The organism is Pantoea sp. AS142 (assembly GCF_037152305.1).
GTDB lineage: Bacteria > Pseudomonadota > Gammaproteobacteria > Enterobacterales > Enterobacteriaceae > Pantoea.
Genome location: NZ_JBBCMO010000002.1, coordinates 210307 through 231568, shown reverse-complemented (window position 1 = coordinate 231568; position 21262 = coordinate 210307). Strand labels below are relative to the sequence as shown.

Below are 21262 nucleotides of genomic sequence, written 5' to 3'. Positions count from 1 at the left end.
AAATGTAAAATTTCGTCTATTTTATCGCCGCCTGAATCAGTGCTTCGCAGGGAGCAAATCGTTCACCGTGCTGCTGCGTTAGCCGGGTTAATCTGTTCACCACGTCAGCCGCACCCAGTTTGTCCATGTAGTGGAACGGGCCACCCAGGAAAGGCGGAAAGCCGATGCCAAACACCGCACCGATATCCCCATCGCGGGCGCAGCGGATCACCTGCTCATCAAGGCAGCGAGCCGCCTCATTCAGCATCATCATTATGCAGCGTTCCGCAATCTGCGCTTCACTCTGTCTGGCCTGAGGCGTGACCTTCAACAACGTATACAGCGAGGTATCCGGCTTTTTGCGCTGCCAGCGCGGCTGGTCATAGCGATAGAAACCTTTGCTGTTTTTACGTCCTTTGCGGCCATCCTGCAGCAGCGCATCAAAAGCGGCGGGCGCGGTAAAACGTTCCCCATAAGCCTGAGTCAGGATGGGACTGATTTTGCTGCCGACGTCGATACCGACCTCATCCAGCAGCTGAATCGGGCCGACCGGGAAACCACACTTCACCAGCGCCCGATCGATATGGTCAATCGGCTCACCCTCCAGCAGGCAACGCATCGCTTCATTTATATAGGGTGTCAGGATGCGGTTAACATAAAAGCCAGGCTTGTCCGCCACCACAATCGGGGTTTTACCCTGGCTGCGCGCCAGCGCCACAATCGTGACCAGCGTCGCGGTGGAGGTGTTCAGATGTGGAATGACCTCCACCAGCGGCATTTTCTCTACCGGACTGAAATAGTGCAGGCCGATGACGTTCTCAGGCCGCTGCGCCCCTGCGGCGATCTCCTCGATTGGTAACGAGGAGGTATTTGAGGCAAACAGGGTGTGCGGCTGACAGTGTGCTTCTACCTCACTGACCATCTGCTGCTTAAGCGCTAAATCTTCGAATACGGCTTCAATTACCACGTCGCGCTGCGAGAATCCCTGGTAATCAATGCCGCCCGTGATGCGTGCCATCTGCTGCTGACGCTGTGCCGGGGTCAGCTGGCGTCGGCTGACTTTCTTGCTCAGCCGATCCCAACAGGTTTTTAGCGCATGGTTAATGCCTTCCAGGCTGATATCTTTAATGCGTACCGGTAACCCGGCGTTGATCGCGGTAACGCTGGCAATGCCACCGCCCATCAGTCCACCACCGAGGATAGCGACACGCTTAACAGTAGCGGGTTCCGCTTCACCGCCCCGCTCTTTTTTCATGGCGGTCGTGGCGAAAAACAGTCCGCGCAGCGCAACAGATTCTGGCGTCATCGCCAGTTCACCGAAGGCGCGCGCTTCAGCATCATGTCCGGCCCGGCTGCCCTGCTCCAGCCCGATGCGCACTACCTCAATAATGCGTTTTACTGCCGGATAGTTACCCTGAGTTTTGGCTGCAGTCTGACGAGTGGCCAGCGCAAACAGTCCCTGACGACCAACCGGGCCATGCAGCAGACGGTCACGCAGCGGCAGCATCCGTCCGCTCACCTTACCCTTTTTCACCTGTGCAATAGCAGTCTCCAGCAGAATCGCCTGGGGAACGGCGTCATCAACTACACCCAGCTTACGTGCCTGTTTAGCCCGCAAACTTTTGCCGGTCAGAATCAGCGGCAGTGCCTGCTGCACGCCGATTAACCGAGGCAACCGCTGAGTGCCGCCAGACCCCGGCAGTAAGCCGAGCTGCACTTCCGGCAATCCGAGTCGGGTTTTATCATCCAGCGAGCAGATACGTGCATCGCAGGCCAGCGCCAGCTCCAGTCCGCCGCCGAGGCAGGTCCCGTGGATAGCGGCAACCACCGGGAACGGCAGCGCGTCGAGCGCAGCCATCACTTCCTGTCCCTGTTTTGCCAGTGCTTCGGCTTCCTGTGCGCTCTGACAGCGATCAATCATGCTGATATCCGCGCCCGCGATAAAGTTGTCAGCTTTACCGGAAATCAACACCAGGCCAGCCAGTTGCGGGTCGCGCCGCGCTTCCGCAATGATGGCGGTGATCTGCCCGGCAAACTCCGCTTTCAGGGTGTTCATCCTCTCGCCGGGTACATCAATAGTAATGATGCCGACATGATCCAGTCGCATCTTCAGATGAAAAGCATTCTGCTCCATTATTCGGCCTCCAGAACCATTGCCGCACCCAGACCACCCGCCGCGCAGGCTGTGACCAGTCCTAACCCACCACCGCGACGGCGTAATTCATTCAGCGTCTGGGTGATCATGCGCGCGCCCGTAGCGGCAAAAGGATGACCATAGGCGATTGAACCGCCCAGTACGTTAAAACGCTCCTCGTTCACTTCGCCCAGCGCATGTGGACGGTTCAGCACCTCACGGGCAAAGCGCTCGTCGCGAAACAGTTGCAGGTTGCTCAGCGTCTGGGCAGCAAAAGCTTCATGCATATCAATCAGCGTCAGATCGGCCAGGGTAATGCCGGCACGATCGAGTGCCAGCGGTGAGGCGTAAGCCGGGCCCAATAACATATCCTGCTGCACACCAATGGCGGTAAAGGCGTAGCTGCGGAGATAGCCCAGCGGCCTGACGCCCAGTTCGCAGGCGCGTCCTTCGCGCATCAGAATGACTGCGGCAGCGCCATCGGTGAGTGGCGTGCTGTTGGCCGCGGTGACGCTGCCGTGCTGGCGATCAAACGCCGGCCGCAGTCGGGCGTAATCTTCCGCTTTAGCGTTCATACGCACGTTATTGTCCTGATCGAGGGTATTTTTCCACGGCGGTATAAATGCCGCCATCACTTCCTGATTCAGTACCCCGGATTGCCAGGCTCTGGCGGCATGCTGATGGGAGCGCAGCGCCAGCGCATCCTGTGCTTCACGGGTGATACCATGACTCTTCGCCATCTGCTCCGCCGTGTCGCCCATGCGCAGGCCCGTCGAATACTCCGCCACCGCCGGGGGAACCGGCAGCAAATCGCGCGGACGCAGATGTCGCAGGATCTGCAGTTTTTGTCCAAGGCTGCGGGCTTTATTGAGATCCACCAGCGCACGGGCCAGCGTTTTACTGACCCCAATCGGCAGCACTGACGAGGAGTCCGCACCACCGGCGATGCCAGCAGAAATAGTGCCAGCCAGCAGACTTTCTGCCACATTCGCCACTGCCTGAAAACTGGTGGCGCAGGCACGGCTGACGCTGTAGGCGTCGGTATGCACATCAAGTCCGCTGCTTAATACAATTTCACGCGCAATGTTCGGCGCTTCCGGCATTTGTACCACCTGCCCAAAGACCAGTTGTTCGATCACGTCAGGCGGCAGTTCACTGCGCGCCATTAATTCGCTGACTACCATGCGTCCCAACTCAATGGCCGGGATGCCATGAAAGCCGGTCGCCTGGCGCAAAAAAGGGGTGCGTAACCCATGGGTTATTGCGATGCGTTCACCATCACGCGTCAGCAGCGGCTGCGCTTTGCTCATTGTTCTCACCTGTGGCTGGGACTGTGGCATCATTGCCTAAAGAGGTCTGACCTGATCAGTGTTAACCACAAGCGGTTGAGCCGCCAATGCCGGAAAGGAAAAAGTGCGAAGGGAAACACGAAAATGAAAAACGCCGCATCGAAGCGGCGTAGTCGGACTTAACGCAAACCGAGCTGAAAAATCATGGTTTCAGCCTGGCAGCTGAACGTGAAATCGATATCCAGCTGCACACCCTGATTCACTTCGCTGAAGCGTGATTCAATCATGCAGGGTTCTGATTCAACCTCGCGGACACGTTCGGTCAGCTGCGCTAATTTAGCTTCAGCATCGGCACGCTGAGCAAACCACTCCGACCAGCTGGCAGTGCAATCGGTGTTATCCATTACCGTGCCTACATCAACACAACAACAGGCTGCGGTTTCGGTCGCACTGCATTTTTTAATGGCATCAGTCATTTCATTCTCCTGACCAGCAATCTGGTGGTTTGAGCGATTTTATGCCCGGAATTTTACCTGCTCGCTTAAAGATGCGCCACGCACATGGCGCTAAGTGACGAATATCACAATAAAAATTGATCCAGAACAAACTGGAATGGGTATGCTGTGCAGAATCAGGTCCGTTTTGTTATGCAGATCGAATTTTAAGCGATCAAACCTGAAATATTTTAAAAACAATATTGCAACTTGCACACAGGTCGGACCTATACTCTCCGCACTGGTCTGATATGTGCGCTTTACATCAGTCCCTACAATCCGCCGTCCTTTGTTACGCGACGTTATAGCGTTAAATAATAATTCATATGAGGTTGTGGTCATGAACCATAAAAACCTGTTTGCAAAGTCAGCCGTGGCGGCTGCAGTGGCGCTTGTCTCTTCACACGTTTACGCAGCTGGGTTTCAGTTAAATGAATTCTCTACGATTGGTTTAGGTCGCGCATATTCAGGCGAAGGGGCAATGGGCGATACGGCAGCATCAGCCAGCCGTAACCCGGCGACAATGGCATTAATGGATCGCCCGGAATTTTCCATTGGGGCGGTTTATATTGCGCCGGATGTAAACATCAGTGGTCGCAGTCCCAGCGGACGCAGCCTGGATGCCGATAATATTGCCCCGAATCAGTGGGTTCCCAATATTCATTACGTCCAGCCCATCAACGATCAGTGGTGGATTGGTGCGTCTGCAACGTCAAACTATGGCTTAGCAACAGAGTTTAATAATGGCTATACCGCAGGGGGTTACGGCGGTAAAACCGACCTGGTGACCGGCAATTTTAATCTCAGCACCGCCTGGCGTTTTAATGAACATTTTAGTGCTGGTGTCGGTTTTGATGCGGTTTACGCCAAAGCCAAAATTGAACGCTATGCCGGTGAGTCCGGCGCGAGGCTGGGGGTTCCGGCTGATACGCAGGTTGCCCATCTGAAAGGCGATGAGTGGGGCTACGGCTGGAATGCCGGCATCCTTTATGAAGTGGATGACAATAACCGCTTTGGCTTTACCTATCGTTCGGAAGTGAAAGTCGACTTTGATGGCGATTACAAAAGTAGCCTTTCTTCCCGGCTGAATGCGGTGAATAACCCGGAAGTGTCAGGTATACCTTTTGGCACCAATGGCACCACCGTTCCAGGCGCGTTAACCCTGAATCTGCCAGAGATGTGGGAAGTGTCGGGCTGGCATAGAGTGGCACCGCAGTGGGCGGTTCACTACAGTATGGCTTACACCAGCTGGAGCCAGTTCCAGGAGCTGAAAGCCACGGGCGCTAACGGTCAGACGCTATTTTATAAAGACGAAAGCTTCCATGACGCTTACCGCATTGCACTGGGCACGACCTATTCCTACGACAAGAACTGGACGTTCCGTACCGGTATTGCGTTTGATGATAGCCCGGTACCGGCCGATAAGCGTTCTATCTCCATCCCTGATCAGGATCGTTTATGGCTGAGTGCCGGGACATCCTATGCGTTCAACGATGATGCTTCCGTCGATTTGGGCATCTCTTATATGCACGGACAGAAAGTGACGGTAAAAGAAGGCCCCTATACCTTTACCTCTGAAGGTAAGGCCTGGCTCTACGGCGCGAACTTTAACTATAAGTTCTGATTGGATGGCGAGCTCAAAAAAGGCGACTCAGGTGAGTCGCCTTTTTTACTGGCCGTGGTTGAATCTGCACCGGTTAGCGATGAGACGGACGCTGTCCAGAGAACAGGGTCAGATCAGGCAGATGCACAACAGCCAGCCCTCGCCGCGATGCTTTCGGACTCTTTACCTGTAACCGTCGTTTTAAGCTTATTTATTGCGGCCAGACCTGGTTTGCAGGTTTCTGCGGTCTGACAAGGCGCGCCGCACAATCTGGATTTCTGCACTTATTGAGCGTCGATATCCTTCAGGTCATCCTGAATCGCTGCCGCGTTTGGATTTTCTTCCGGCTTGAGCTTGCCGCCACGCGCCAGGAAGTCGTGACGCTGGAAGTAGGCGTTACGGATAAAGGCATACGGATCGCTCTGCTGTTTCAGGATCGCATCGGAATCCAGCAACTGCGCGCGGGTCTCGATCCCTTCTAGCGTCCATTTACCGATCGACATCGGCCAGGTCAACCAGCCGAGGATCGGATAGAGCGTATCAACGTAGTCGCCACCATCCTGTCGTACCGTAAAGCTGCCGTAAGCAGGCAGTTCAACGTAAGGCCCGTAGCCGACGCCATAGTGACCCAGCGTGGTACCGAAACGGTGCGGCTCTTCACGCGCCAGTTCCGGGTTCGCTTTACCGGCAACGTCAATGAAACCGCCCAGGCCCAGCACGCTGTTAAGGAAGAAACGGGTAAAGTGAACACCCGCATCACGCCCGTTACCGACCAGAATAGCGTTGACCATACTGGCAGGTTCTTCCAGATTGCCAAGGAAGTTACTCAGGCCGGTACGTGCCGGGACCGGCACATAATCGCGCCAGGCTACAGCCACCGGACGCAACACATACGGATCCAGCACGTTGTAGTTAAAGTTAAACATCGTGCGGTTAAAGCCTTCGAACGGATCGCTACGCTCGGCAGGATCGCTATTCGCCGGCTTCGAACTGGCACAACCTACCAGAAGGACGCTGGCGACAGCCAGGCTGGTCAGGCGATAATTCATTCCAATCTCCCTGTGCGGATGAAAAAGGTCTACTCATCATTCAGGTCACAACCCGGTGTCGAATCGACTTACCCGATGAGCATAGCTGACTTTGTGCCATAGGCAGCCGATCATGGCACGCATCATCCTGAACGTTGTCGGTGGATGCGTTCAGGGAAGTTGCTTATTAAGCTCTACCGCGATCGGCTGATGCCCATCCCAGGGCGTCACCGCGCTCAGTCCCAGCCAGTCACCCGGCTGTGGATTGGCACTGCCATCGCGGGAAATGCGCACCCTAACCTCGACCTGATGCTGCGCCGAAAGCAGGCGATTCGGCATCATGGCGTTGCTGTCATCCAGCGTCAGCGACAGCGGAAAGTGACTGAGCGGCATCCGCTTAACAGCCACCGGCACCGGTGAAGCCCCGTCAGAAACCGAAATATACAACACTCCGTCCTGCGGTAACATTTTTTCTGCCTGCGGTGCCAGGCTCACTGTCAGCGCCAGCTGACGACTTTGCTGCCCGGCGGCACTTCTGGCCTGCTCAATGCTGTGGGCGATCATCGCGTGTCGCGAATCACCAGCGGGCAACAGACTCTGCACGGTCTGCCATGCATCAATAGCCTGATCGTATTGCTGCTGCCCGTAAGCATTAAATGCCAGCAGGCTCAGCGTACGCAGGTTTTGCGGATCCGCTTTAAGCAATGCCTGCAACAGCAGTGACGCCTGACGGTTATCCTGGGGATCAGAGGATCGCGTCAAAACTTCAGCATAATCCTGCTTCAGCGCCAAATCATTTGGGGCCAGTTGTAGCGCATGCTCAAATGCCTGACTGGCGATATCCGCATTATTCAGTACCATGCCGAGACGCCCCAGCATCGTCCAGTCGGCCAGATTATCTGGTTCACTTTGCAACGCGGTGCGTAATCCGAGCTGTAAACGTGCCAGCTCCTCCCTGGTCAGCGGTTTAGCGCCGGGGTCCATCAGTCGGGCACGCAGCTCAGGATACGCCTGCTGCACCTGCATCCAGCCAGTGAATTGTGTCAGGCCGCCGGTTTTCAGATAAGTCCCTGCCGAAACCCCAATCAGCACAATCAGGCCGGGCAGCAGAATCCAGCGGCGGCTGCTGTGTGACTGCAGGGTCTGTGACGGCGGAATATCCGCCAGCAGTGTCTGCTGCAGTTCCCGCTCCAACAGCGGTCGCTCAGCGACAACCCCCTGCGCTTCATCCTGCGCCAGCTCATCTATCCGCTGGTGGTAGAAGCGCTGATTAAGGCGATCGCGATCGCCTGCGCTGGCCTGACGTTGCCGCCAGCCTGCGGCGATGAACAGCGTGCAGGCCGCCAGCAGTAAGAAAGAAAGGGTGATCCAAAATGCACTCATTACGGCTTCCTGTCTGACTTCAGTAGCGCATCAAGACGCTGTTGCTCATCTTCATTCAGCTCGCTACGGGTTTTGCGATGACGGCTCCGCAGGATGATCACCGCGCCACCCAGCAGCGCAAACAGCGCCGGCCCCGCCCACAGAATCAGGGTTGAAGGCGTTACCGGGGGCGAATAGCTGACGAAATGGCCGTAACGCGCCACCATGTAGTCGATGATCTGCTGGCGACTCTGGCCCTGTTTCATCAGCTGATAGACTTTCAGCCGCATATCGGCAGCAATCATGGCATTCGAATCGGCGATGCTGTTGTTCTGGCATTTCGGACAGCGCAGTGATGCGGTCAGGTCACGGTATTGTTCTTCCTGGGCCACTGAGTCAAATTGCAGCGTGTCAATGGTCGCCCACAGGTTGATGCTGAACAACATGCCGCAGAGCAGTAACAGCGTTCTCATGACCCGGCCTCCGCACTGTATTTCATCCACAAAGGTTTCACTTCCTGATCCCAGACGTGTGCATTCAGATCGCCCGCATGACGATAACGGATGATCCCCTTACCGTCGATCAGGAAGGTTTCCGGCGCGCCATAAACGCCCAGATCCAGTCCAAGCATACCATTGCCATCGTAAAGGCTCAGTGCGTAGGGATTACCCAGCGTATTCAGCCAGTTAACTGCCTTGTGCCGATCATCTTTGTAGTTCAGGCCGACCACACGAATGCCCTGCTCCGCCAGCGTATTCAGATACTGATGTTCGGCGCGGCAGGTCGGACACCAGGTTGCCCAGACGTTCAGCAATATCGGTTTGCCATCTGTCAGCACACGCTGGTCGTAGGTTTTACCAGGCTGATCAAGTGCTTCCAGCCGAAACAGCGGCACCGGTTTACCAATCAGGGCCGATTCGAGCCGGGTCGGATCGTCACCATCGGCATTGCGTGTTAGCTGCCACAGTAGCGCCGCCGCCAGCAACAGAAACATCATCAGGGGAATAAACAGAATTCTCTTGTTCATGCCCGCTCCTCCCGTTCGGCTTTTTTGCGTGAACGGTAACGGGGATCAAGCAGGCAGAACAGCCCGCCGAGGGCCATCAGTGCGCCACCAAACCAGATCCAGCGGACAAACGGTTTGTAGTAAATGCGCACGGCCCAGCCGCCATCCTCCAGGTGTTCGCCCAGCGCCGCATAGAGATCGCGGCTGAAACCGCCATCAATCGCCGCTTCGGTCATCATGGTACGGGCGGCAGTATAAAAGCGTTTTTCCGCCTGCAGTGTCGCCTCGTGTTTGCCGTTGCGTGTGACATCAATGATGCCCATGCCACCGCTGTAATTTGGTCCCTGCAGATTCTGCACGCCGCGGAAGATAAAGTGATAGTGGTGAATATCGACGCTATCGCCCGCCTTCATGCGCACATCGCGCTCCACGCTGTACTGCGTGCTGAATGCAATGCCAATTACGGTAACACCCACACCAAGATGGCCCAGCACCATGCCCCAGTGGCTGCGTGACAGGTGACGTAAACCCGCCAATAAAGAATGACGATGAGTCGCGCGGTCATGCAGTTCCAGCAGCGTCAGCACCATAATCCAGAGCGACATCAGCAGGCCAACCACGGTCATGGCCTCAATACGATCCTGCAGGCACCAGGGGATAATCACGGAACAGGCCAGAGTCACTATCAGCGCCAGCGCCAACCGTTTAGCCAGCTTCTGCGGTTCATCTCGACGCCAGCGCACCAGCGGTCCAATCCCCATCAGTAGCGCAAATGGCGCCATCAACCAGCTGAACATCGTATTGAAGAACGGCTCACCGACTGAAATGCTGCCCAGTCCCAGCTGCTTGTGCACCAGCGGCAGCAGCGTGCCGAGCAGAACCACCAGCATCGCGGCAATCAGCAGCACGTTATTACCCAGCAAAAACGATTCTCGCGACCAGGTTTCATTCTCTACCCGGCCACGCACCTGTCCGCCTTTGATGGCGTAGAGCAGCAGCGAACTGCCGATGACAATCACCAGAAACGCGAGGATAAACATGCCGCGCGCCGGATCGGAGGCGAACGAATGCACCGACACCAGCACGCCGGATCGCACCAGGAACGTCCCTAGCAGGCTCAGTGAAAACGCAGTAATCGCCAGCAGCACGGTCCAGGCCTTAAAAGTGCCACGCTTTTCAGTGACCGCCAGCGAGTGCATCAGGGCAGTGCCCGCCAGCCACGGCATAAACGATGCATTTTCAACCGGATCCCAGAACCACCAGCCGCCCCAGCCCAGCTCGTAATAGGCCCAGGCAGAGCCGAGGACAATACCTATGGTCAGAAAAACCCAGGCAGCGGTAGTCCAGGGACGCGACCAGCGCGCCCAGGCGGTATCGAGCTGTCCGGCCATCAGCGAGGCAATGGCAAACGCAAACGCCACCGAAAAGCCGACATAGCCCATATAGAGCAGCGGCGGATGGAAGATCAGACCGATATCCTGCAGCATCGGATTCAGATCGTGGCCGTCTATCGGGAAATCCGGCAGCGTGCGGCCAAACGGATTTGAAGTCAGCAGGATAAATAACAGAAAACCAAGATTGATCATCCCCATAACCGCCAGCACACGCGCCAGCGCATCCTGCGGCATACCGCGACTGAATATCGCCACCGCTAATGTCCAGGTGCTGAGCAGCAACACCCACAGCAGCAGGGATCCTTCATGCGCGCCCCAGGTGGCGGCGATGCGATAGTAAACCGGCAGCAGGCTATTGGAATTAGTCACGACATAGACAACGGTGAAATCGTTGCTGATAAAGGCCCAGACCAGCAGCGCGAATGCGGCAGCGATGCAGCTAAACAAACCGCAGGCCAGTGGACGCGCCATCGCCATCAGGCGGGCATCCTGGCGCATCGCGCCCCATAGCGGATAGCTGCTCAGCAGCAGGGATAGCCCCAGCGCCAGACAGAGCAAAAAGGTACCAATCTCGGGCATCATGATGATTTACTTCCCGCCTGATACAGCGACTGCGGGCCGGTGTGATTACTCTTCATCGCGTCTTCGATCTCCGGCGGCGTATATTTCTCATCATGTTTCGCCAGTACTTCTTTGGCAATAATCTGGTTGCCCGCCGCCAGTACGCCCTGCGCCACGACACCCTGCCCTTCACGGAACAGATCTGGCAGGATGCCTTCAAAGCTGACGCTAACCACGCCACGGGCATCATAAAGTTTGAACGACACAGCAAGCGTATTCGGATCGCGTCGGACGCTGCCGGGCATCACCATGCCACCGACACGCAACCGCTGCCCCGCTTCAGGCTTCTCGTGCGCCTCACCTTTGCCGTAGAGGATTTCCCCTGGGGTATAGAACAGGTCGATGTTTGAGCGCAGCGCATACATCACCAGCGCGGTGGCCAGCCCGAGGCCGAGTAGAATCGCCACTGCCGCATAGAGGCGGTTGCGTCGACGGGTATTCACAATGTCTCTCCTGTCTCTTCAGCAGCGATTTTTTTAGATTTCGCTGCCCGGATGCGGCGTTCCCGCGCATCGCGCTGGCGGATCTCAGCCAGCAGCCGGCGGCGGTGCAGCAGGGTATGCAGCGTCAGCCCGACAAGCGGAAGCAGCGTGCAGGCGACCGCCAGCCAGACATAGAAGGCGTAACCCCCCATCGCAAAGAAGGCGTACAAGGAGGAAAAAGCGGGCGTCATACCTGCTCTCCCCGCTTAGCCACATCAATCGCCCAGGGACGATGACGTTCAGTGAACAGAATCAGGTTGCGCAGCCGCATCAGGGTCAGTGTGATAAACACCAGCAGATAACCGACGATTGACCAGCGCAGCGGCGTTCGCATCACTGGCGCAATCGCCTGCTGCAGGATGCCCGATGAGCCCTGATGCAGGGTATTCCACCACTGCACCGAGAAGTGAATGATCGGCAGATTGACCACGCCGACCAGAATCAGAACACCGGCAGCCCGGCCTGCGGTGCGGCGGTCGTCAAATGCGTGATAGAGCGCAATCACGCCCATATAGAGAAACAGAAGTACCAGCTCCGACGTCAGACGCGCATCCCAGATCCACCAGGTCCCCCACATCGGCTTGCCCCATGCAGATCCGGTGACCAGCGCAATAAAGGTAAAGACCGCACCCACCGGTGCCATGGCCGCGGAAACCAGATCGGCCATTTTCATCTGCCACACCAGGCCGACAAAGGCGGCGATGGCCATCGAAGCATAAATACCCATCGACCACATCGCGGCGGGCACATGAATGTACATGATGCGGAAACTGTCGCCCTGCTGATAGTCAGCGGGTGCGAAGCCGAATCCCCAGCCCCAGCCCAGCAGCAACGCCGCCAGCCCTGAGATGGCGAACCACGGAACCAGTTGCCCCGAAAACTGATAGAGCCGTTCGGGCCTGGCCAGCTGATGTAACGCTTTCCACATATCAAATGCTCACATTAACGATAAAAGAGTGTTGCCGCGTCTTTTACGCGCGGTTATTTCAACGGCTGTTAGTGCAAAGTAATGCGTAGCGCCGCCGCCGTAGCAAATGGTGCGAGTGTGGCGCTGCCCAGCAGCATCGCGCCAAGAATCGCCAGATAGCCACCAATCGGCAGTCCCTGACTGGCTGCCTCCATCGCCGCACTGGCGAAGATCAATACAGGAATCGCCAGCGGCAGCACCAGCAGGCTAAGCAGCACGCCGCCACGCCGTAAACCCACCGTCAGCCCTACCCCTATGGCGCCGAGGAAACTCAGGGTCGGCGTGCCAAGCAGCAAAGTTAAGGCCATCGCCCGCCAGCCATTAAAATCCAGCGACAGCAACAGTGCGGCCAGCGGCGACAGAATAATTAGCGGTACGCCTGTGACCAGCCAGTGAGCAACCACTTTGCCGATGACCGTGACCGGTAACGGCGTTGGCATCAGAACCAGTTGCTCCAGCGAACCATCGCTGAAGTCATCGCGAAACAGTCGCTCTAGCGCCAGCAGCGACGCCAGCAGCGCAGCAACCCAGGCAACGCCCGGTGCTATGCGCGCCAGCTGTTGCGGGTCCGGTCCGATGCCCAGTGGAAACAGAGTAATCACAATCAGGAAAAACCAGAGCGGATTGATCACATCCGCCCCGCCGCGAAAGGCGATGCGCAATTCACGCTGGATCAGGCGAAACAGCATCAGCCTGTCCCCCCTTCGCCGAGCCGAATTTTACGCACCTGCGTAGCCTCGGCAGGCAAATCCTGATGGGTTGTCAGGATAACTGCGCCACCGTTATCGGCATGCCGGGCGAATTTCGCCATTAATTTTTTTACACCCGCTTTGTCGATGGCGGTCAGGGGCTCGTCGAGAATCCATATGTGGGCCTGGCTGAGCCACAGACGCGCCAGCGCCACCCGGCGCTGCTGACCCGCCGACAACTGGCTGACCGGCACCTCTTCGTCGCCTGTGAGATCGACACATTCAAGCGCAGCAAAGATCTGCGCATCACTGCAATCGGGATGGTAAAAGCGCAGATTTTCCAGCGGCGTGAGCACGCCTTTGACACCGGGATGGTGGCCCAGATAGAGCATCGCCTGATGCCAGGCTTCGCGCTGCCGCAGGATCGGCTGCTGCTGCCAGCGTATTTCACCCTGTTCAGGATGACTAAGGCCAGCCAGCAGGCGCAGTAACGAGGTTTTACCGGCTCCATTGGGGCCTTCAATATGCACAATGTCACCTGCAGAAACGCGAAATGAGAGCTGCCGGAACAGCGCATTATCGTCATATGCACAAGTGAGCGTAATGATTTCCAACATGAAGGGGGGAATCGCACCAGCTAAAAGTGGCCGGGATATTACCACAATGTTGCTGTGGGCCGAAGTCTGACCCACCGCTCAGGATCAATGCAAGGGGGCTATTCGTGCGGTATCGCAGAGAGTCTCAATAAAAATGCAGTGCCGAAAAACATTGTTACGCTTATTCGCACTGGTCGTTACATTATCGGCAAATAAAAAACAGCTACGCTTATTACGCTACAGCACTATCACCAGGAGAAAATATGAAGCCTTCATCAGGTAATGAACAGGGTCCTAACGACGTAGAGAGCGAAGAGAAGGACAAGGGCACTGACATCGAAGTCGATGAGGAGGCTTTACCCTCTCGCGCTGCGGCGATCCATGAAGAGATTCGCCAGGATGGGGAAAAGGAGCTGGAGCGCGACGGTATGGCGCTGCTCTGGTCAGCTATCGCTGCGGGATTGTCCATGGGCGCCTCACTAATGGCAAAAGGGATATTTCAGGTGCATCTGGATGGCGTACCGGGTGCATTTCTGCTTGAAAACCTCGGTTATACCTTTGGTTTTGTTATCGTTATTATGGCGCGCCAGCAACTGTTTACCGAAAACACCGTTACCGCCGTGTTACCGGTGATGCATAAACCTACCTGGAGCAACGCGGGTCTGCTGTTACGGTTATGGGGCATTGTGTTGTTGGGTAACCTGATCGGTACGGCGCTGGGTGCGCTGGCATTTAATGAGATGCCGATATTTGATGAGGCTACCCGCCAGGCGTTTACCGACATCAGTCTGAAGGTAATGGAAAATTCACCCGGCGAGATGTTTGCCAATGCGGTGATTTCCGGCTGGATTATCGCCACCATGGTCTGGATGTTTCCCTCTGCGGGCGGCGCCAAATTGCTGGTGATTGTGATGATGACCTGGCTGGTTGCGCTGGGTGATCTGGCGCATATCGTGGTGGGTTCGGTGGAAGTGCTCTATCTGGTGTTTAATGGCAGCATCGGCTGGCATGAATTCTTCTGGCCGTTTGCACTGCCGACCCTGCTCGGCAACATTACCGGCGGCACCCTGATTTTTGCCCTGATCAGCCATGCGCAGATCCGCAACGATATGAGTGAAGCGGCCGTTGCCAAAGCGAAGGCGGAAAAGCGGAAGCAGGAGAAACGCCGCCAGCGCGAAGAGCAGGAAAAAGCGGAGTAAACGGCAAGGCAGACAGTGCAGATTTTCCAGCCCTGTCTGCCTTTCAGACATCCCGCCTGAACGGGTAACATTGATATCACACCTGCAGCCTGCGGAAGACTGGCTTTTTCAGCGTGCACTGTTTTCAGAAATCTGAACACAATAGCAATCAGTGTAAAAGCGGGATTGCTGGCGGAATGAGCAAACGCGCGGCGATATAATGAATCTCTTAGGCTGTTTGCGCGATACCGCGCCCCGCTGTTCTTAATTAAATGCACATAACGACATTTAATTTAAAACCATTAAAATACAATCAATTAAACCGATATCTTGCATATTCATTTACGCATCCATGCACATAGATTCAATCGGTTAAACTTACCACTTAGTCTTGTTCCATAACGTCGAACCGCTCTCAGGATCCCCCGCGACTGATTTACGCCGTGTCATCTCGCTAATAGATGACTGTGCATCCATTTAGTCTAAATATGAGGTGCAAAATGTACGGCGAACTCATCAATGACAAACAGAATGCGGATGGCCTGCCGAATGCCTAAATGATGACCCTGACAGAACGGGAGAAACCCATTCATCGTATTTTTTTCCCAATACGAAGTGAGGGTGAAACCGATGATGGGGAACAACAGCATTCAGACAGACGCCTGCAAGAATGACAAGATAAAGCTAGCGACGTAAATTGAAGAACTGTTCGAAGAGACGGATATATGGCTCGTGAACGATGTATAACAAGCGCGCAGGTCTGGCTTTCCCCTACGCACCTCGCAACCGGCTCTAAATGGGCGCGGTACATATATAAGTCCATACTGACTGTTGGTTTTAAGCCCAGGTTATGATCTGGATAGTAGGGCTGCACAGTGTCCAGAATAGACGTTCGATTAAACAGAATGAGGAGGAACGGTTATGGACATTGCTGATTTAGCACAATCACTTATCATCACTTTTGCTCTTGTTAACCCGCTCCCGATGGCATAGGTATCTGTTGCGAAGATCAACGCATTATTGCCAATACTGCTTTTTGCTCAGCAGAATGTGGGGGGATTACTATAAGCACCAGCGTGAAAATACAGCGTATTGCTGATAATTTATGGAGGCAAAGGACTTCAGGAAGTGCTGCTCGAATAGATCCGCTCATTAATCATCTTTGCTATCAGTGTGATTGCTCTTATAGGGTTAATGCGGCCTTATGAAATTAAACTGACAGAAATTTGATGTGAGTCAATTTATACTCCTGTCAATAATTAGCCATTTGATAAATATTTAGAGTAGTTCATGCAGAATAGCTGGAGATAAGATAGCGTTCCACCTCATTGTCATCTTCTACTGCATATCGATTTTAACGCCTTTCGCCGGGCGTTTTTTTTCGGTTATAAGCCTCGTTGTATTTCCGATTCGACCTTATTTTGAGATATCTCCAGCCATCGCGCTAATCCAGGTTTTCTCAATCTCCTTACTCGCATTGCTGTTTCAGAGGGTGGCTTTTTTCCAATGAGTTGAAACATTGTTGATGTAACTACCGCTATGCTTTTCGGGCTGCGGTGATTCCCTTTGGCTGCGTCAGCCAAACAGCCCGTTACTGGCGATTAAGGCGCGGGTCAGGTTCTGGCTTTTCTGACCCACCGGGAGGCACCTGGCATCATAGCATGGGTCGTTAGCTCAGCTGGCAGAGCAGTTGACTCTTAATCAATCGGTCGCAGGTTCGAACCCTGCACGACCCACCATGCCGATTTAGCTCAGATGGCAGAGCAGCTGATTCGTAATCAGCAGGTCACCAGTTCGACTCCGGTAATCGGCACCATCTTTCATGGCGCTCTCACAAAGTGTTAGCAATGCCAGGCTGGTTTGCACTAACCGCATACGGTATATCCTCATTTGATCGGCATTAGACGATTGCATTAACGATGCCTCATCCCTATCCTGATGCTCAACAATTTTCTGCCGATTTGCTGCGCCTATACTAACCATGCCCCCACGACATAAGCAGCACACCCCATTCAACTCAGCATATGACCGGCTTCGTCGATCAACACCCTCTCAGTAACGACACTTACAGGCAAACGATCGTTTAATCCGATCAATGCACCCTTATCGATCGTTAAGAGTGATTAATGTGATATTGATCATTTTTGCAGCTGCGCTTAAGTAGCATCCTTTATTGGTGAATCGTAACAGAATGGATTTCACTGATGGATAAGACACTTCTTACCGCCCGTATACAGAGAGAGATACTCACAGCGCTGGCAATTGCCTATCCGGATCCGCTGACGGGAAGACAATATTTTTCAGCCTTCGGGCAATATAGCGAATCCGTAATGGCGGATAACGTAAATGTTCTGGTCAGGCGGGGTCTTGTAAGAAAGATGGCAGTACGCAGTTGTGGTGGGGTTAATTTTCTAAGGCCCGCTCAGTTGACACTTACTTTTGAGCAATTTCTGGATATGTGAAATAATTTAAGAAAGAGAAATAGCCCAGGCACATGAAAACCTGAATCAAAACACCTTGACGTTGAGAGCAAGCCATACATTCATATAATTTCAAGAGGTAATCATAAGGCTATTAATTAATTAGCCATAGTCTTTGGTGATTGAAATTACGGAGTGACATCTTTAAAGCACGGTCCATCTTTCCGCCTTATGCCATGATGGTACAGTAATATATGAGTTGCTCAAGTGATGTTGATGAGTTTGTCATGTTCGCTATATCAAAGAACGAATACGGCAGACATTGGTTCATCAGGAGGCCATACGGTGCTGCGATGGAGAACAGTTTTTTGGCTTGCAAGATTGCCACTGTAGAATAAATGGTCTGAAAGTTGTTGATTAATGAGTTGATTAAACGTAAGGAAGACGCAAAATGAAAACACATTTTTCTGAAAACTCACAGTGGGGCATACTGAAATACCTTTATCAGATTTATCCTCGTTTTATTACTGATAATGAGATTAGCCAGCAATTCGGAAGCCTCGCTAATGCCGGTCTTATTGCCAACATTCAGCAGCTTATTTCTGAAGGTAGCATTGAACACACTGCCATTACCATTGTCAGGGGCAGAAAAGTTCTCAACCCTGCCGCTTTAAGATTGACAAAGGAAGGTGTCAAGCTCATGAAAAACTCAGTTGTTGAATAACGAAGCCAGATAGCATTAATGCTGAAACTGATCTAATTATCGTTTACAGAGGTAAAGCATCAAATCATCACTATTCATTTTTTCCCTGCCAGGTGTGACAGCCTGCTGCTCTTTGGCGCAGCACAAAAAAGATTCAGCTAAGCAATACTATCACCCGAAGAACGGGCAGCTGACTTTTGACATGAGTAAATTCGGGAAGGTGGTGTACTGTACGTTGCCGAATGGAACCCATATCAAGCGATCTCACAGACCGCTTACTGCCTGATGTACAGGATCATAAGGGTGAGCTGATAATGTGATGATAAAAAATCATCAATAACAAAACATACAGACCCCGTCATCCGGAAACTATTTACACTTTCAGGAATGTCTTTATATCGTCACCTCATGAAATAATTCATCTGACATCAGGGATAAAAAGAGACTAATGCCAACGCATTAGACTGACAATATAGCAATCAGAAAATATAGCCCGGACTTCAAGTCTGAAAATCGGACTATTGAACATCTTTAACATTCAATCACATTGGAATAAAAATTAACCTATAAAAAAATCCGGCACCTCATACCATCATATGCGAATTAATGGCCAAAAATTGATTTTCCTCAAAACCTGAAATCTGCAATCCGCATTTGTTTACTCGGGGTTTATCTATCAGACCGTATATTCTCTCACGCGATAGCGACCTCAATGTAATCCCATTAAATTCTATATTTTTTCGGTTTTCGAAAGCGCCCTTCTATCGGGGCGTTTTTTTCTGGTAGTGCGTAAGTGTTTCGAGATGGTTTCATTCGGTAAGGGTTCCGTCTGTTGCGTCAATGGCCGCCTTTATTATATGGCATATCGTTATATGGCATATCGTCTGGTAGCATTTATTTTCTTATCAGCGCCGGATCCTTTGATTATTTCTGGCTCCCCCTCCCCGGTCTCCGTGTGTCACCCATACTGATAAAGTCCAGACTTCTTCGTTGTTCATTGAGCGTTGCTATACTATCAGACCCGTCCAGCGCGCTATACATGCCCAACTTTTGCGATTCGAGCTCCACATCACCTGAAGCGAACCATGACATATCTTTCACAACAATTATCATTATTATGCATCTGGTCAGCGTTAGCTCATGTCGAATTATTCCATTTGTAATATTTCCGCCCCTATAATACAGGTTTTTTATTTGCATGATTGTTTTTTCCTTTAATGCGCCAGACTCTATGCTTCCCTTACTGCAGTGAATAACCCAATGCTGTACGGCTAAATCCGATCGCTAAAATTTCAGTTTAACCTTATGTTTCACTAACCCACCCTTGCCCCGTCGAAAATACATTACCAATATGGAAACCATTGAGAAAAATACTTTTTATTTTAATTATCCTCACTACTTATTAATAATACTACGCCAACTTGAAGTAGGAAGTGGATTTTAAGCGCATGCTAAAAGCGGGCTAATTATCAATAATTTAAATGTATTTAAAACTCTTCACTCCCGTTTGGTGATTTTTTTTGATTCAACCAAACTTATCTCAATGCTGCCACCTTCTTACCCTTTCCTGGATGGTGGATTTTTTATGGCTTTTCCAACCACTCAATGACCTTATTAACGCTGCGCACCAGCCCTTCAGCCAGTGAAAAGACTTTGACCGGGTTTATCACGTTAAGAAACGTTTTGCTCTTGTCCTGCAGGCATGCGATCGGAATACCAGCAATGATATCGTCGGCCTCTCACTCGGCCTTGTTACCCTTATAAAAGATGGAACATGCTTAAAACTTTATCGCCCGTTACCAGGCTGCAGGGTGACGACCCCAGTATTGGTCAAGGCAGGAACAACAATAATCGGCGTTCTGAAGCTCCAGTTTGAGGCGTTATTCAGAATAAACACACCTGTCCGTTGTATGGCCAGCGCATTTTCTCCGACACACCGGCAACCGCCGCCGTGTACCGGCCCGTCTGTAGCTGTTCAGCCTGCATAAAACCGTTCTCATAACCCCGTCACGAAGTTGGCCATGACGTCGTTAAACGCTCAGCCTCTGGCTGCCAACACCTCCCGATCACGCACAATCCTCAGCACGTTGCTCTTCACCGCCGTTATATGGCAAATGTCCCGGGTAATCTGACCAGATTTAGTCAGCGTAATAATCGCGTACATATTCTGAGGATTTGCGGGATTTTCATAATCATCGGTCAGCAGTTCGGCAAACATTGCGCCCTGATCCGGCATCACTGTGATAATCGTCTGTGTTGAGGTCACGTTTTTGGCCAGGGCCAACACAACTATTTCTAAAACCCGTCATCATTTCTCAGTTGCCTCTGCTTCATACGAGTAAACAAACGGCAAATTCACCAGCTTGGTGTTGATTGCCTTAACCTGAAATTCACCCACGTCATGCCCGTATTCCGGTATTTTAAACGTAAATTTCCCCCGCGCCGTTGATAAGGATCGGCGCCGCCCGTGATGATGACCCATTGCTAAGTATTGGCTTTCCGGTAGGACACCTTCGCGGATATAACGTCATCGACCTTTGCCTGCGGGGGCGGCCAGCAGATCGGGCACGCCCTGCACCGTCACCCTTCCCGACCGCATAATCCGCGACCGGGACTACGATTCACTCTTCGCCGCGAGTCCGGGCGTACCAACATCAACATGTGTAGACAGTTTCTGGGTGGATAGCACCGAACTGATTAGCTGGGTTACCGAGCCTGTCGGCACGGCACATGAACCGCTGCTCACAGCCAGGTAATACACGGCGCCTGTCTGACCGGACGCCGGAATAACCGTATTCGTCTGCACCCTGAACTGGTCATTTCGTCTGACACCACCCACCCCCTTCTGGGTGCAACGAAACCCGGCACTCCGCTAATGCACATAAACAGAGGTGTCTGAGCCAGCGCCTTACTGAACACCAAAAGTATCATCCAGCGGGTTCAGCAGCGGCACGATTGCGCCGTAAAGCGTGACCGAATTAATAACCTCTACCATGGCCTGATCCGAGAGCGCCAGCACACGTGTGGCCCTACTGACCAAATCCGTTATAAGAAACAGCGGTAATCTGGTACAGAAAGACACAAACCGGAATGAAAAGGAGCGTAAGACTTGAAAAAACATGAGGAATTACGATAAGATAGAAGCAGAAACGAACGGTTTAGAACATACCCGCTCAATGTCTCCTTAGTTAAATGGATATAACGAGCCCCTCCTAAGGGCTAGTTGCAGGTTCGATTCCTGCAGGGGACACCAGATACACCTCTCCTGATATCAACCAAATTCAATAAAACTCCTTATAATCAGCGATAAACCCTCA

At 53.0% G+C, this 21262-nt stretch carries 18 protein-coding genes and 3 tRNA genes; 7 read left to right on the top strand and 14 right to left on the bottom strand.

All coding sequences use genetic code 11. From position 1 onward, the window contains the following. Positions 1-16 precede the first annotated feature (16 nt). The 3 genes from fadJ to WFO64_RS06165 all read right to left on the bottom strand — a co-directional run bounded on the left by fadJ (position 17) and on the right by WFO64_RS06165 (position 3878). Complete coding sequence (fadJ, locus tag WFO64_RS06175) at positions 17-2113, bottom strand: fatty acid oxidation complex subunit alpha FadJ (protein ID WP_337009916.1); 2097 nt, start codon at positions 2111-2113, stop codon at positions 17-19. Next, positions 2113-3423, bottom strand: coding sequence for an acetyl-CoA C-acyltransferase FadI (gene fadI, locus WFO64_RS06170; protein ID WP_337009914.1), 1311 nt, complete (start codon positions 3421-3423; stop codon positions 2113-2115). The genes fadJ and fadI overlap by 1 nt, the downstream gene beginning before the upstream one ends. Before the next feature lie 158 nt (positions 3424-3581). After that, positions 3582-3878, bottom strand: a complete 297-nt coding sequence (locus WFO64_RS06165) for a YfcZ/YiiS family protein (protein WP_337009912.1) — start codon at positions 3876-3878, stop codon at positions 3582-3584. 358 nt (positions 3879-4236) lie between these two features. Between WFO64_RS06165 and fadL the strand changes: the two genes are divergently transcribed. Continuing rightward, on the top strand, positions 4237-5520 hold the full coding sequence (gene fadL / locus WFO64_RS06160) for a long-chain fatty acid transporter FadL (protein ID WP_337009910.1): 1284 nt from the start codon (positions 4237-4239) through the stop codon (positions 5518-5520). 263 nt (positions 5521-5783) lie between these two features. Here fadL and mlaA read toward each other — a convergent pair whose 3' ends face one another. The 10 genes from mlaA to ccmA form a co-directional block, all read right to left on the bottom strand. Further along, the gene (gene mlaA / locus WFO64_RS06155) at positions 5784-6548 is read right to left on the bottom strand and encodes a phospholipid-binding lipoprotein MlaA (protein WP_337009908.1); all 765 of its coding nucleotides are present in this window, start codon (positions 6546-6548) and stop codon (positions 5784-5786) included. A gap of 150 nt (positions 6549-6698) precedes the next feature. Further along, positions 6699-7910 carry a c-type cytochrome biogenesis protein CcmI gene (gene ccmI / locus WFO64_RS06150; RefSeq protein WP_337009906.1) on the bottom strand — a complete coding sequence of 404 codons (1212 nt, stop codon included), beginning with the start codon at positions 7908-7910 and terminating at the stop codon, positions 6699-6701. Next, positions 7910-8362 carry a cytochrome c-type biogenesis protein gene (locus WFO64_RS06145; protein ID WP_337009904.1) on the bottom strand — a complete coding sequence of 151 codons (453 nt, stop codon included), beginning with the start codon at positions 8360-8362 and terminating at the stop codon, positions 7910-7912. The genes ccmI and WFO64_RS06145 overlap by 1 nt, the downstream gene beginning before the upstream one ends. Further along, entirely contained in the window at positions 8359-8916 is a 558-nt protein-coding gene (locus WFO64_RS06140; RefSeq protein ID WP_337009902.1) for a DsbE family thiol:disulfide interchange protein, read from the bottom strand. The genes WFO64_RS06145 and WFO64_RS06140 overlap by 4 nt, the downstream gene beginning before the upstream one ends. Further along, the gene (locus WFO64_RS06135) at positions 8913-10871 is read right to left on the bottom strand and encodes a heme lyase CcmF/NrfE family subunit (RefSeq protein ID WP_337009900.1); all 1959 of its coding nucleotides are present in this window, start codon (positions 10869-10871) and stop codon (positions 8913-8915) included. Before WFO64_RS06135 ends, WFO64_RS06140 begins: the two co-directional genes overlap by 4 nt. Beyond that, positions 10868-11353 (bottom strand): cytochrome c maturation protein CcmE, encoded by a 486-nt coding sequence (gene ccmE, locus WFO64_RS06130; protein ID WP_337009898.1) that lies wholly within the window; start codon positions 11351-11353, stop codon positions 10868-10870. The genes WFO64_RS06135 and ccmE overlap by 4 nt, the downstream gene beginning before the upstream one ends. Then, positions 11350-11583 (bottom strand): heme exporter protein CcmD, encoded by a 234-nt coding sequence (ccmD, locus tag WFO64_RS06125; RefSeq protein ID WP_337009896.1) that lies wholly within the window; start codon positions 11581-11583, stop codon positions 11350-11352. The genes ccmE and ccmD overlap by 4 nt, the downstream gene beginning before the upstream one ends. Continuing rightward, a complete protein-coding gene (locus WFO64_RS06120) occupies positions 11580-12320 on the bottom strand; it encodes a heme ABC transporter permease (RefSeq protein ID WP_337009894.1) in 741 nt (246 codons plus the stop codon). The genes ccmD and WFO64_RS06120 overlap by 4 nt, the downstream gene beginning before the upstream one ends. Before the next feature lie 68 nt (positions 12321-12388). After that, positions 12389-13048 (bottom strand): heme exporter protein CcmB, encoded by a 660-nt coding sequence (gene ccmB / locus WFO64_RS06115; protein WP_337009892.1) that lies wholly within the window; start codon positions 13046-13048, stop codon positions 12389-12391. Continuing rightward, on the bottom strand, positions 13048-13665 hold the full coding sequence (gene ccmA / locus WFO64_RS06110; RefSeq protein WP_337009890.1) for a cytochrome c biogenesis heme-transporting ATPase CcmA: 618 nt from the start codon (positions 13663-13665) through the stop codon (positions 13048-13050). Before ccmA ends, ccmB begins: the two co-directional genes overlap by 1 nt. A 242-nt stretch (positions 13666-13907) precedes the next feature. Here ccmA and WFO64_RS06105 point away from each other — a divergent pair, with 242 nt between their 5' ends. From WFO64_RS06105 to WFO64_RS06085, 5 genes are all read left to right on the top strand, one after another. Continuing rightward, a complete protein-coding gene (locus WFO64_RS06105) occupies positions 13908-14843 on the top strand; it encodes a formate/nitrite transporter family protein (RefSeq protein WP_337009888.1) in 936 nt (311 codons plus the stop codon). Positions 14844-16485: 1642 nt separating this feature from the next. Beyond that, a tRNA-Lys gene (locus WFO64_RS06100) sits at positions 16486-16561 on the top strand. Position 16562: 1 nt separating this feature from the next. After that, positions 16563-16638, top strand: a tRNA-Thr gene (locus WFO64_RS06095). A gap of 388 nt (positions 16639-17026) precedes the next feature. Next, positions 17027-17284, top strand: a complete 258-nt coding sequence (locus WFO64_RS06090) for a hypothetical protein (protein ID WP_337009886.1) — start codon at positions 17027-17029, stop codon at positions 17282-17284. Between the two features lie 409 nt (positions 17285-17693). Then, complete coding sequence (locus WFO64_RS06085) at positions 17694-17966, top strand: hypothetical protein (RefSeq protein WP_337009884.1); 273 nt, start codon at positions 17694-17696, stop codon at positions 17964-17966. A gap of 2017 nt (positions 17967-19983) precedes the next feature. Here the strand turns inward: WFO64_RS06085 and WFO64_RS06080 are convergent. Next, the gene (locus WFO64_RS06080) at positions 19984-20163 is read right to left on the bottom strand and encodes a hypothetical protein (protein WP_337009882.1); all 180 of its coding nucleotides are present in this window, start codon (positions 20161-20163) and stop codon (positions 19984-19986) included. 960 nt (positions 20164-21123) lie between these two features. Here WFO64_RS06080 and WFO64_RS06075 point away from each other — a divergent pair. Beyond that, positions 21124-21198: transfer RNA gene (locus WFO64_RS06075), tRNA-Arg, on the top strand. Positions 21199-21262 lie beyond the last annotated feature (64 nt).

What these genes read in the sequence shown, in the direction of transcription:
- fadJ (WP_337009916.1), bottom strand. Translation starts at nt 2,113, where the DNA reads ATGGAGCAGAATGCTTTTCATCTGAAGATGCGACTGGATCATGTCGGC.
- fadI (WP_337009914.1), bottom strand. Translation starts at nt 3,423, where the DNA reads ATGAGCAAAGCGCAGCCGCTGCTGACGCGTGATGGTGAACGCATCGCA.
- WFO64_RS06165 (WP_337009912.1), bottom strand. Translation starts at nt 3,878, where the DNA reads ATGACTGATGCCATTAAAAAATGCAGTGCGACCGAAACCGCAGCCTGT.
- fadL (WP_337009910.1), top strand. Translation starts at nt 4,237, where the DNA reads ATGAACCATAAAAACCTGTTTGCAAAGTCAGCCGTGGCGGCTGCAGTG.
- mlaA (WP_337009908.1), bottom strand. Translation starts at nt 6,548, where the DNA reads ATGAATTATCGCCTGACCAGCCTGGCTGTCGCCAGCGTCCTTCTGGTA.
- ccmI (WP_337009906.1), bottom strand. Translation starts at nt 7,910, where the DNA reads ATGAGTGCATTTTGGATCACCCTTTCTTTCTTACTGCTGGCGGCCTGC.
- WFO64_RS06145 (WP_337009904.1), bottom strand. Translation starts at nt 8,362, where the DNA reads ATGAGAACGCTGTTACTGCTCTGCGGCATGTTGTTCAGCATCAACCTG.
- WFO64_RS06140 (WP_337009902.1), bottom strand. Translation starts at nt 8,916, where the DNA reads ATGAACAAGAGAATTCTGTTTATTCCCCTGATGATGTTTCTGTTGCTG.
- WFO64_RS06135 (WP_337009900.1), bottom strand. Translation starts at nt 10,871, where the DNA reads ATGATGCCCGAGATTGGTACCTTTTTGCTCTGTCTGGCGCTGGGGCTA.
- ccmD (WP_337009896.1), bottom strand. Translation starts at nt 11,583, where the DNA reads ATGACGCCCGCTTTTTCCTCCTTGTACGCCTTCTTTGCGATGGGGGGT.
- WFO64_RS06120 (WP_337009894.1), bottom strand. Translation starts at nt 12,320, where the DNA reads ATGTGGAAAGCGTTACATCAGCTGGCCAGGCCCGAACGGCTCTATCAG.
- ccmB (WP_337009892.1), bottom strand. Translation starts at nt 13,048, where the DNA reads ATGCTGTTTCGCCTGATCCAGCGTGAATTGCGCATCGCCTTTCGCGGC.
- ccmA (WP_337009890.1), bottom strand. Translation starts at nt 13,665, where the DNA reads ATGTTGGAAATCATTACGCTCACTTGTGCATATGACGATAATGCGCTG.
- WFO64_RS06105 (WP_337009888.1), top strand. Translation starts at nt 13,908, where the DNA reads ATGAAGCCTTCATCAGGTAATGAACAGGGTCCTAACGACGTAGAGAGC.
- WFO64_RS06090 (WP_337009886.1), top strand. Translation starts at nt 17,027, where the DNA reads ATGGATAAGACACTTCTTACCGCCCGTATACAGAGAGAGATACTCACA.
- WFO64_RS06085 (WP_337009884.1), top strand. Translation starts at nt 17,694, where the DNA reads ATGAAAACACATTTTTCTGAAAACTCACAGTGGGGCATACTGAAATAC.
- WFO64_RS06080 (WP_337009882.1), bottom strand. Translation starts at nt 20,163, where the DNA reads ATGTTTGCCGAACTGCTGACCGATGATTATGAAAATCCCGCAAATCCT.